Annotated in this window: 1 protein-coding gene; it reads left to right on the forward strand. The window is 62.2% G+C overall.

What is annotated here, in order from left to right; translation table 11 throughout:
- Positions 1–262 (forward strand): cupin domain-containing protein (locus tag ACPYOM_RS22820; protein WP_481347714.1); only part of this gene is annotated, 262 nt, incomplete at both ends.

A 262-nucleotide genomic window follows, 5' to 3' on the forward strand; every position in this document is an offset into this window, starting at 1 on the left:
GCCCATGAAGGTCCGTAACATCCTCGCTGCCGCCAGCGCTGTTCTGGCGTCCACGATCGCCGTGCCCGCCTCCGCGCATGACGGTCAGACAGAAACAGTGACGCCCAAATTCGCACAGGCGATTCCGAACGTCCCCGGCAAGTCGCTTGTCGTTGTTGAAGTCGACTATGCGCCAGGCGCGGCGTCCCCGCCCCACCGGCATGCCAAGTCGGCTTTCATCTACGCCTATGTGATCTCGGGCGAGATCGAGTCGAAGGTGAAT

It is taken from the genome of Monashia sp. HAY1-2A (assembly GCF_056755315.1).